General features: G+C 70.8%; 9 protein-coding genes. 3 read left to right on the forward strand and 6 right to left on the reverse strand.

Going from position 1 to position 10,731, the window contains the following annotated elements; translation table 11 throughout:
* Positions 1-18 precede the first annotated feature (18 nt).
* Together IE325_RS21680 and IE325_RS21685 are read right to left on the reverse strand one after the other, a co-directional pair.
* Positions 19-1,161, reverse strand: a complete 1,143-nt coding sequence (locus IE325_RS21680; RefSeq protein ID WP_373315194.1) for an LCP family protein — start codon at positions 1,159-1,161, stop codon at positions 19-21.
* Positions 1,162-1,648: 487 nt separating this feature from the next.
* A complete protein-coding gene (locus IE325_RS21685) occupies positions 1,649-2,404 on the reverse strand; it encodes a TIGR03089 family protein (protein ID WP_190071620.1) in 756 nt (251 codons plus the stop codon).
* Positions 2,405-2,544: 140 nt separating this feature from the next.
* Between IE325_RS21685 and IE325_RS21690 the strand changes: the two genes are divergently transcribed.
* Both IE325_RS21690 and manB read left to right on the forward strand, forming a co-directional pair.
* Positions 2,545-4,065: a peptidoglycan recognition protein family protein gene (locus tag IE325_RS21690; protein ID WP_190071621.1), complete on the forward strand. Its 1,521-nt coding sequence runs from the start codon at positions 2,545-2,547 to the stop codon at positions 4,063-4,065.
* 167 nt (positions 4,066-4,232) lie between these two features.
* On the forward strand, positions 4,233-5,315 hold the full coding sequence (gene manB / locus IE325_RS21695) for a mannose-1-phosphate guanylyltransferase (RefSeq protein ID WP_190071622.1): 1,083 nt from the start codon (positions 4,233-4,235) through the stop codon (positions 5,313-5,315).
* A gap of 597 nt (positions 5,316-5,912) precedes the next feature.
* Here the strand turns inward: manB and IE325_RS21700 are convergent.
* The 4 genes from IE325_RS21700 to IE325_RS21715 form a co-directional block, all read right to left on the reverse strand.
* Positions 5,913-6,932, reverse strand: coding sequence for a DNA-3-methyladenine glycosylase family protein (locus IE325_RS21700; protein ID WP_190071623.1), 1,020 nt, complete (start codon positions 6,930-6,932; stop codon positions 5,913-5,915).
* 86 nt (positions 6,933-7,018) lie between these two features.
* Complete coding sequence (locus IE325_RS21705; protein ID WP_190071624.1) at positions 7,019-8,329, reverse strand: coenzyme F420-0:L-glutamate ligase; 1,311 nt, start codon at positions 8,327-8,329, stop codon at positions 7,019-7,021.
* A complete protein-coding gene (gene cofD / locus IE325_RS21710; RefSeq protein WP_190071625.1) occupies positions 8,326-9,285 on the reverse strand; it encodes a 2-phospho-L-lactate transferase in 960 nt (319 codons plus the stop codon). The genes IE325_RS21705 and cofD overlap by 4 nt, the downstream gene beginning before the upstream one ends.
* A gap of 34 nt (positions 9,286-9,319) precedes the next feature.
* Positions 9,320-9,814, reverse strand: coding sequence for a cysteine dioxygenase (locus IE325_RS21715; protein ID WP_190071626.1), 495 nt, complete (start codon positions 9,812-9,814; stop codon positions 9,320-9,322).
* A 649-nt stretch (positions 9,815-10,463) separates the two neighbouring features.
* Here IE325_RS21715 and IE325_RS21720 point away from each other — a divergent pair.
* Positions 10,464-10,727, forward strand: coding sequence for a WhiB family transcriptional regulator (locus tag IE325_RS21720; protein ID WP_003975777.1), 264 nt, complete (start codon positions 10,464-10,466; stop codon positions 10,725-10,727).
* Positions 10,728-10,731: the final 4 nt, after the last annotated feature.

The raw sequence follows: 10,731 nt of genomic DNA on the forward strand, positions 1-10,731 counted from the left end.
GCCGACTTGGTGAGCGCTTTACCCGCAGGGGTTCTCGGCTGCCGTGCTGCCGCGGAAGGTGGGTGCCGGGGGAGTGGGGTCGGAAGGCTCGTCCGGGCGGGCGGGATGCCGCGGAGATCCCGGGTGCATTCCGGACGAATCAGTGACTTCCACCGGAGTGTCGGTACGCAGCCGCTGGAAGAGCCGCTCCGCCTCGGGCTCCACGAGCTGGTCGCGATTGGAGTTGTAGATGTACGACTCTCTGGGAACCGTGAGGAATTGCACGCGTTCGGTGGGGATGTCGCGCACCCCGCGCACGAGTTCGTACAAACCACGCAAGCTGGCCAGAGCCGGGTCCGTGGTCAGGGACGACGTCGCGGCGTCGAGGACGGGATACAGCCGGACCGGATTGAGCAGTACGTCATTGCTCTGCACCTTGTGCACGAGCGCCGCGAGGAAGCGCTGCTGGCGGTCCATACGGTCGGTGTCGCTGCCGTTGCCGAGGGATTTGCGGGCGCGGACGTAGCCGAGGGCCTGCTCGCCGTCGAGGGTCACTTTCCCGGCCGGGAGCCTGAGCTTGGCGGCCTTGTCCCTGATCGGCTTCGCGAGGCAGATCTGGACGCCGTCGAGGGCGTCGACCATCTCCTTGAAGCCGTGGAAGTCGACGACCATGTGGTGGTCCATGCGAATGTCGGTGAGCCGCTCCACGGTGCGGATGGTGCAGGCCGAGCCGCCCATCTGGAAGGCGTAGTTGAACATCGCGAACATCGGTTTGGTGCGGGTGCCGTCCGGGCGGCGGCAGTCGGGGACGTCGACCATGAGGTCGCGGGGTATCGATACGGCGGTGGCGCTGCGGCGGTCGGCCGAGAGGTGCAGCAGGATGGCGGTGTCGGAGCGCTCGGTTCCGGAGTCCTGGCCGTAGCGGCGGTTACCGCTGCCGGCGCGCGAGTCCGAGCCGATGACGAGGATGTTCTGCGCGCCGTGCACCAGTGACGTGGGGCGCTCCTTCTCGTACCGGGCGAGTTCGGCGGCGGCGGCCTCGTCGGGGGTGATGTTGGCGTCGAGCTTCGCGTAGACGCCCCAGCCGATCCCACCGGCGACGACCAACAGAGCCCCGACCCCCAGCCCCCCTCGCCGAATCCAACGCCGTAGCCCCCTGCGCGCACGTGCGGTGTCGGTCACGGCTGGGTCCACCCCTCAATGCGTGCTGCGTGTGGTGTGGGCTGCTGTTACGACCATGGCTTGGATGGGGGGTGGGGGGTGGGTGGTGGTGGGCTGAATGGGTGACGGGTGCCTCCGGCGGTTGGGCGGGGGATGCCTGCGGCGGCCTGCTTGTCTGATTGGGGGTGCGTGTAGCGCCCTGTGGTTCGTCGTGGGTCGGGGCCGCGCCGGGGGGTATCCGTCCTCGGTCGGGCGGTTGCCCTACGGCAGGGAGGCGGGCGTTCGTTGACGCCCGCCGCTGCGGGCGGACACCCCCCGACGCGTCCCCTTACGGCCGTGGGCGCCTGCAACCCCCTAGGGGCGCGGGGAACTGCGCGATCAGCCACGACGTGCCCGCAGCCAATGCGTCCAGCCGCGGGCAGTCGTGCCGCTGGGGCGGCACGGGTGGGCGCGGGCGGCAACCCGTTAGCGCCGGGCTGCGCGACCCACCCCTGGTCGGCGCTCGGCGCTAGCGTGCCGTCGTCGTCACCCGTTCCGTCTCGACGCGCTTGGCCAGGGCGTCCTCCGGCAGGGCGTCGACGTTCCGGCACAGCACCACGGAGCCGCCGGTGGCGAGGGCGCCGTACAGGCCGGCGTTGAGGCCCTCCCAGGTGTCGTACGGCAGGGTGGAGAGGATCCGTGAGCCGGGGCCCGTGAGGCCGAGCGTCGGGGCCTCCGCTCGGGCGCGCTCGACGAGTTCGGCGCCGCTGAACTCCCGGCCGGCCACGATCAGCGCCGGATCCTCGGGATCGACCGGCGCATAGGGCGCGAAACGGTCACCCTGGCTCGGGACCTCGACCGCGTAGTCGGCGAAGCCGGCCGGCGGCTGTGGGAAACGTCCCCCCAGCGGCCGTAGCGCCAAGGCCACCCGCTCACCCCGGCACGCCCGCGCCGCCTCCAGCCCGTCCGGCCCGCTGACCACCACGTCCGCCGACGCCGGATCCCCGCCGACGTCCGCGATCGTGCCCACCGACGAACACGCCAGCAGCCATACCGCCGTCTGCCAGTGCGCGGGCAGCAGCAGCGTGACCCTGTCGCCCGGCCCCGCCCCCAGATCGCCCTGGAGCAGATTCGCGGTCTTGGCCACCCAATTGGCGAGGGTGGCCACGGACAATTCGACGCGTTCCCCGGTGGCGTCGTCGTAGAAGGTCACCAGGGGGCGTCCGGCATCCGCGGCGAGCGCGGAACGCAGCAGGTCGGCAGGGGTGCGATCGGTGGCGTTCACCCGCGCAAGGTTACGCGCAGGCGCCCACCCGCACCCCCCTGCGGGTGGTCCGGGCGCCACCGGTTCGGCGGAGCCGCGAGCCGATGCGACGTCAGTTCCCCGATGGACAGGTTTGTATGACTTTGTCCAACATCAAGAGCATGCGTGGATTCCTTGCTTCTTCGATCGGTGTCACGTGCGCGGTCGCCCTCGCCCTCCCGCTCACCCCACCCGCCGTCGCGGCGTCCGCCAGGCCGTCGCTCGGAGCGGAAACCGCCGCAAGCCGGGGGACGGTGGCCGGGTCGGCGGTGCGGCGTGCGGACGTCGAGTCCTACCTCCCCGGCAGCACCCAGTCGCTGCCTCTCGCCCCCCTCGACCGTGAGCGTGCCGCCGGTGCCCCCGCCGAACAGGGGCTGCCCCGCCGCGACGTGAATCACTTCTCCCTCGTCGGTGTCGTCTGGGACGACCCTCAGACCGAACTGCACGGCCGTGTCCAGGTCCGCACCCGCGCGGTCGGCAGCGGCACCTGGTCCGGCTGGCGGGACGTCGAGACGCACAACGCCGAGCACGCGGCCGACCCGGACACCGCCGAAGCCGCCCAGGCGGCCGACGACGGAGTGCGCGGCGCCACGGCACCCCTGTGGGTCGGGGAGTCGGACGGCGTGGAGGTCCGGGTCACCGCCGAAGCCGCGGAGCACGCCGAGCCCCAGCCCGAGGAGGGCCTGTACGGCGGCGACGACTCCAAGGTGATCCCCTCGGCCATCACTCCGCTGTCCGCATCCCAAGAACTCCCGGAAGGCCTGCACCTCGAACTCGTCGACCCCGGCGACCCCGCCCCCGTACGGGGCGAGCCAGGAGCCGCCCGCCCGGGCTCGCTGAACCCCGGAACCAGCGGTACGTCCGGAACCGGCGGCAACACCATGTCCGCCGACGCCCTGGCCGCCTCCGCCGCCAACGCCCAACTCGCGCCCCTGGGCGCCGCCCAGATCCCCGCCCTGGACCGCGCCGACACCGAGCGGGAACTCCTCGCCCTGCGCGGCAGTGAGCTGACCGCGGAGCAGCGGGCCAAGCCGTACATCGGGCCGCGCCCGCGCATCGTCACACGGCGCGGCTGGGGTGCCGACGAGAGCTGGCGGGAGCGGCAGTTCGCCTACACGCAGAAGGTGAAGGCCGCCTTCGTGCATCACACGGCGTCCGGCAACTACTGGTGCACGCAGGCACCCTCGCTCATTCGCGGTATCTACCGCTACCACGTCATGAGCATGCGCTGGCGCGACATCGGCTACAACTTCCTCGTCGACAAGTGCGGAAACATCTACGAGGGCCGCGCCGGGGGAGTGGCGAAGCCGGTCCTGGGCGCCCACACGCTCGGTTTCAACTCCAACAGCATGGGGATCGCCGTTCTCGGCAGCTACGGCGCGAAGAAGCCGACCGCCGCCACGCTGCGGGCCATCGCCCGGCTCACGGCCTGGAAGTTGGGGCTCTACGGGGCCAACCCGCGTGGAAAGACGTACCTGACGTCCGGCGGCGGGAGTGGCAATCTGTACAGAAAGGGAAAGACCGTACGACTCAATGTCGTCTCCGGTCATCGTGACAGCTTCGCCACCGAGTGCCCCGGCTGGCAGCTCTACCGCAGACTCGGCTCGGCCCGCGCGTCGGCGGCCCACTACCAGGGTCGCTGAAGCGCTGGACATACAGCACATTTCAGGGATATACGGGTGGTCGGCAAAGGGCCAGCGGGGGCCAGCGGGGGGACTTGATTGCCGTCTCGGACGCCGCACAACGGTCTGCATAAACTGGCCGGCCGACAGACAGTTCGGCCGGTCCCGGCAGGAAGCAGAGACGACAGGTGACAGAAGCGATCCTTCTGGTCGGCGGCAAGGGCACTCGGCTGCGTCCGCTCACCGTGCACACACCGAAGCCCATGGTCAGGGCGGCAGGGGTCCCGTTCCTCACGCATCAGCTGGCGAGAGCGAGAGCGGCCGGGGTGGACCACATAGTCCTGGCGACGTCGTATCTGGCCGAGGTCTTCGAGCCGTACTTCGGCGACGGCTCGGCGCTGGGCCTGCACTTGGAGTACGTGACGGAGGACGAGCCCCTCGGCACGGGCGGGGCGATCCGAAACGTGGCCTCCCGTCTCCACTCGGCCCCCGATGACCCGGTCCTGATCTTCAACGGCGACATCCTGACGGGCCTGGACATCAGGACCCTGATCCACACGCACGAAACAACGAGCGCCGACGTCTCCCTCCACCTCACGAAGGTGACGGACCCACGGGCGTACGGCCTGGTCCCCACCGACGACACGGGCCGGGTCACGGCGTTCCTGGAGAAGCCGCAGACCCCCGAGGAGATCGTCACCGACCAGATCAACGCGGGCGCGTACGTCTTCCGCCGCTCGGTCATCGACACGATCCCGGCGGGCCGCCCGGTCTCGGTGGAACGCGAGACCTTCCCGGACCTCCTGTCGGCCGGAGCCCACCTCCAGGGCATGGTCGACTCGACCTACTGGCTGGACCTGGGCACTCCCGCCGCCTTCGTCCGCGGCTCCGCGGACCTGGTCCTCGGCCGCGCTCCGTCCCCCGCGGTCCCCGGCCGCTGCGGCGACCGCCTGATCCTCCCGACGGCCCGAGTGGCCCCCGACGCCAAACTGACAGGCGGCACAGTGGTCGGCGAGGGCGCCTTCGTGGCGGAGGGCGCCCGACTCTCCGGCAGCACCATCCTCCCGGGCGCCGTCATCGAACCCGGCGCCATCATCACCGACTCCCTCATCGGCACCCGGGCCCGCGTAGGCGAACGCTCGGTCCTCACCGGCACAGTCATCGGCGACGGCGCGGTGATCGGCGCCGACAACGAGCTGATGGAGGGCGCAAGGGTCTGGTGCGACGCCCGCATACCAGCAGGAGCGCTCCGCTTCTCCCCGGACCTGTAGAGCAGCCACCAACACGCTGACATCCCCCGGCCCGTCCGACATCCGAGGACGGGCCACTACCGGTTTCCTGAGCGGTGGTACTTGCAGCGAGGGGCCACGTCTCAGCGCCGGTCGGCACCCTTCGGCCTGTCCGGCGTTCGAGGACGGGATCCCGCCATCCGTAACCCTCACCCACCCGTTGGGGGCGGTACTTGCAGCGAGGGGCTGCTTATCAGCGCCGTTCGGCATCCTTCGGCCCGTCCGGCGTTCGAGAACAAGACCGGGCCATCCCTGACCCCCGCCCACCCGTTGGGGGCGGTACTTGCAGCGACCGGCCACTCCTCGAACGCCGGTCGGCGTTCTCAGCCGGTCCGGTGTTCGAGGACGGGATCCCGCCATCCCTAACCCCCACCCGCCCGTTGGGGGCGGTACTTGCAGCGACCGGCCACTCCTCAGCGCCGGTCCGCATCTCTCAGCCCGTCCGGCGTTTGAGGACAAGGCCCGTTCAGGGCCGGCAGCGGGGTCTGGGGGCGCAGCCCCCAGAAGCACGTCCGGGGTCGAAGGGGCGGAGCCCCTGGGGATGGGACGGGTAGGGGCGGCGGGGGCGAGGAAAAAACCTCACAACCCCCCAATATCCCCCCGAGGCATCCGCGGCGCCCGCCGCCCCGGCACCCGCCCACTCAACAAAATCAACCGAGCCGCCCGATGCCGCTGCCCCGCATACGGCTCCAACAACTCCAGCATCACGGAGTCATCCGCCCCCCGATCCCCCACAAGCGCAAACCCCACGATCCCCGGCAGATGCAGATCCCCCACCGTCACCGCATCCGCCGCCCCATGACTACGCTGCACAACCTCCGCGGACGTCCACGGCCCGATCCCCGGCACAACCTCCAACCGAGCCTGCGCCTCAGCCGGAGGCATCCGCACAGCCTCCTCCATCCGCGAAGCAACCCGCACGGCCCGCAGAATCGTCGCCGCCCGCTTGTTGTCGACCCCGGCCCGATGCCACTCCCAGGACGGAATCAACGCCCAGGTCCGCGCATCCGGCATCACACACATCCGCCCGGGCACGGGCCCCGGCGCCGGCTCCCCGTACTTCCGCACCAGCAACCGCCACGCCCGATACGCCTCATCGGTGGTGACCTTCTGTTCGAGCACCGACGGAATCAACGACTCCAGCACCAGCCCGGTCCGCGTCAACCGCAACCCCGGCCGCCGATGCCGAGCCATGGCCACCACCCGATGCCGAGGCACGAACACGGACGGATCATCAGCGGCCCCGAGCAGCTCCGGCAACCGCTCCAGCAGCCACTCCGCCCCCGGCCCCCACGCCTCACCCCGTACCTCGCCCGCGCACACGCCGACCCGCAGCGTCCCGGGCCCGGCGGGCGTAAGACAGGCCCGCCACACGGACCCGTCCGGCATAGCCCGGAACGTAGGATCCCCGGGCCCCCGCCGCAACGGCCCCAACACCAGCCCAAGATCGAGCGGCCCGTCCGGCACCCACCTCCGCACCCGCCCGGGGCCAGGAACAGGAGCCCCCTGCCCCCCTTGCCGAGGCATCCCACCGGGCACGGCGACATGCCCACCACGCACGGTCGTACGCGTGGGCCGCGGAGCGAATCGTCCTGCCACGGATGAGGTCCTAAGAGGTACGGAGGTACGGAGGTACGGGAGGCGCCCTACGAGCGTAGGCGCGGTCGAACGAGAGCAGGCGCGGATCAGCGCACCTCGATGAATCCCCCCGCATCCCGCTCAGGCCGAGCCCGAGGCTCCTCCGCCGCATGCCCGACCGCCACCGCCCCCATCGGATCCCAGCCCTCCGGCAGCCCGAGCACCCCCCGCACCACATCCCGGCAGAACATCGTCGACGACACCCAGGCCGACCCGAGCCGCTCCCCGGCCAGCGCGACCAGGAAGTTCTGTACCCCAGCTCCGGCGGCGACGACGAACATCTCCCGCTCGGCGGTATCCCGCCGCGCGTCCCCGTACGTATGCGCCCCGTCCATGACCAGACAAGGCACCACCAGATACGGCGCGTCGCGCAGCACATCGCCGCGCCGTACCCGCTTGGCGATGGACTCCTCGCTCTTGCCGTCCCGCCGCAGATCGGCGATCCACGCGTCCAGCATCGCGTCGAGCAGCCGCGTCCGGGACTCCGCCGACTCCAGCAGCACGAACCGCCAGGGCGTCGTGTGATGCGGCGCCGGCGCCGTGACGGCCGCGGCGACCGCTCGCCGTACGGCCCCGGGGTCGACGGCGTCGTCCGTGAACGCCCGTACCGTACGGCGCTGGGTCACCGCCTCCCGTACCGCCTCCGAGGTGCCCAGCCGGAACATGTCGTCCCGCGCGCCGCGCACCAGGGCCCGCGCCCCCGCCCCGTCGTCCTCGGCCACCGTGTGCGCGAGGCCACGCACGACGGCGACCGGCAGCCCGGCGGCCTTGCCCTTGACCAGATCCCCGGCGGCGGCGAGTTCGTCGGCGGTCGCCACGACGGTGGCGCTGAGCGGATTGCCGTACGCGTCCGTGCCGCCACGCAGATCGTCCAGCACACGCACGCCCGCGGCGCCGATCGCGACATCGGTGAGTCCGGAGCGCCACGGTCGGCCGAAGGTGTCCGTGACCACGACGCCGACCTCCACGCCCAGGGCGTCGCGCAGCCCGTCGCGGATCGCCCGCGCGGACGCGTCCGGGTCCTCGGGCAGCAGCAGCACGGTCCCGGCGGGTGTGTTGGAGGCGTCGACGCCGGCGGCGGCCATCACCAGGCCCTGCCGGTTCTCGACGATGCGCAGCATGCCGCGGCGCGCCACGACCCGGACCGTCTCCGCGTCGATGGCGGACTCCCGGTCGGCCGCCTCGACGATCCGCCCCTCCGCCTTGGAGACGATCTTCGAGGTGACCAGGAGTACGTCACCGTCGACGAGGCCGGGTTCGGCCGCGGCGATCAGTTTGGCGAGGTCGTCGCCCTGCTGGACCTCGGGAATCCCGGAGACGGCCCAGACCCGGTAACCGCCGGCAGACACCTCGCTCAAATCCCCCGCACCTCCTCCGCCAGCGCCAGCGCCTCACGGGCCATCCGCGCGGTGGCGTCGAGGTCGGTCATCATCAGCGGTACGGCCCGGCACCGGATCCCGGCCGCCTCGACGCGCTCCACGGTGCCCGCGTCCACGGTGTCCACGAGCCAGCCGTCGAGGAGTCCCGAGCCGTAGTGCTCGGCGACCGCCGCGGCCGTCGACTCCACGCCGACCGCCGCGAGCACCTTGTCCGCCATCCCGCGCACGGGCGCGTCCCCGACGATCGGGGAGAGCCCGACGACCGGCACGCCCGCGTCGGCGATCGCCTCGCGGATGCCGGGCACGGCGAGGATCGTGCCGACCGAGACGACCGGGTTGGACGGCGGGAAGACGATGACGTCGGCCTCGGCGATCGCCTCCAGGACGCCCGGCGCGGGCTTGGCCTGCTCCGCCCCGACCGGCACGATCGCCTCCGCCGGCACCGAGGCCCGCAGCCGTACCCAGTACTCCTGGAAGTGGACGGCCTTGCGCTCGCCCTCCTCCACGACGGCGACATGGGTCTCGACGCGGTCGTCGGTCATGGGGATGAGCCGGACGCCGGGCTTCCAGCGGTCGCACAGCGCCTCCGTCACCGCGCTGAGCGGATATCCGGCGCCGATCATCTGCGTCCGCACGATGTGCGTGGCGAAGTCCCGGTCGCCGAGCCCGAACCACTCCGGTCCCACGCCGTACGCCGCGAGCTCCTCCTTGAGGTGGAAGGTCTCGTCGGCCCGGCCCCAGCCCTGTTCCTCGTTGATGCCGCCGCCCAGCGTGTACATCACCGTGTCGAGGTCCGGGCAGACCTTCAGGCCGAAGAGGTGGATGTCGTCCCCGGTGTTGCCGATGACCGTGATGTCCGCGTCCGGCACGGCCTTCTTCAGACCGCGCAGAAAACGGGCACCGCCGATGCCGCCTGCCAGAACCACGATTCGCATGGGGCCAAGTCTTGCAGGCGGGTACGACAACGGGTCAGGCAGTCACCGGACGCGCCTCGCACGCCGTGGTCGTGTGCATCGGCATCTCGGTCAGGCCCGGGTAGTACACGTGCAGGCTCACCGCCGGCTCCAGCGCGTCGTTGACGACTTCGTGGGCGTACCCCGGCGCGAACACCCGCTGCGCTCCCGCCGCCAACGCGCGCGTGCCCCGTTCCGTGCGCTCGGTCAGCGTGCCGTCCAGGACGGTCAGTACGCCGGAGGAGCGGCCGTGGTCGTGCAGCCCGCTGCCCTGTCCGGGGACCCAGGACAGCAGCCACACCTCGTAGCCGGGGCCGGTGCGCAGCCGGTGGTACCAGCGGGAGGTGGCGTCGTACTGGACGAGGTGCTCCCACTGGGAGCGGTCGGCGGCGATGGAGCGGGCCAGGCCGACGAAGTCGGCGACGGTGGCCGGGTGCTCGCGCGGTGGCTGGAGGAGGTGCGGGACTTCGAGGATGTCGCCGGCGATCTGGAGGTCGCTGTCGCTGTTCATGGGTTGCGGTGGTTCCTCAGTGAAAGAAGGTCAGAGGGAACGGAGGCCGAGATGACGGGTGACTCGGCCGCCAGCCGGAGCGGGTGGGCTCAACAGCTGGGACAGCAACAGCTACAGCGCGCGCGGGCAGCACCGTGGGACCCGGCGGTGCGGGTCGAGGTGAGTGCCGAGTTCGCGAGCATGCCCACAAGAACATCGGTTTGCACCCTTGGCTGTCAACTCGGCGCCCGCTCTGTGGGACAGGTTTCACCTCATCCGGTTCATCTGTATGGCGAAAGGTTTGTTCATGGATCAGGCGGGACACATGGCGCACAACCGGGCGCACGAGCGTCGTTGTGATCCTGTGATCCGACTGTGATCCGCTTCGCTTCCGCGTGTGTGTGCAACGAGATCGAACTTCTGGGCGTCCTTTTCCGTACAGGCTCTGCGCGGGGCGGGAGGCCCACCTGGGTCTCGTCCGCTTGTCAAGGTTTATGCCGATTTGAACACTTTCCGCTAGGCCTTGGTTCCGCAGAGTGAATAAGGGGCTCAATAGCAGATCTCGGCTTGACTCGCCCGGAGCAGCACACTTGTAATTTCACTCGTGTCGTTCAGCCGAAATCGGTAACGGCTACATCACGGGGACGCGAAAGACAGACGAGGGGCGCACATGACCGAGCTGGTGCAGCAACTGCTGGTCGACGACGCGGACGAGGAACTCGGCTGGCAGGAGCGCGCGCTGTGCGCCCAGACCGACCCCGAGTCCTTCTTCCCCGAGAAGGGCGGCTCCACCCGCGAGGCCAAGAAGGTCTGCCTCGCCTGTGAGGTCCGCTCCGAGTGCCTCGAGTACGCCCTCGCCAACGACGAGCGCTTCGGAATCTGGGGCGGTCTGTCCGAGCGCGAGCGCCGCCGGTTGAAGAAGGCGGCCGTCTGACCGG

This window comes from Streptomyces lanatus, assembly GCF_014655715.1.
Classification (GTDB): domain Bacteria; phylum Actinomycetota; class Actinomycetes; order Streptomycetales; family Streptomycetaceae; genus Streptomyces; species Streptomyces lanatus.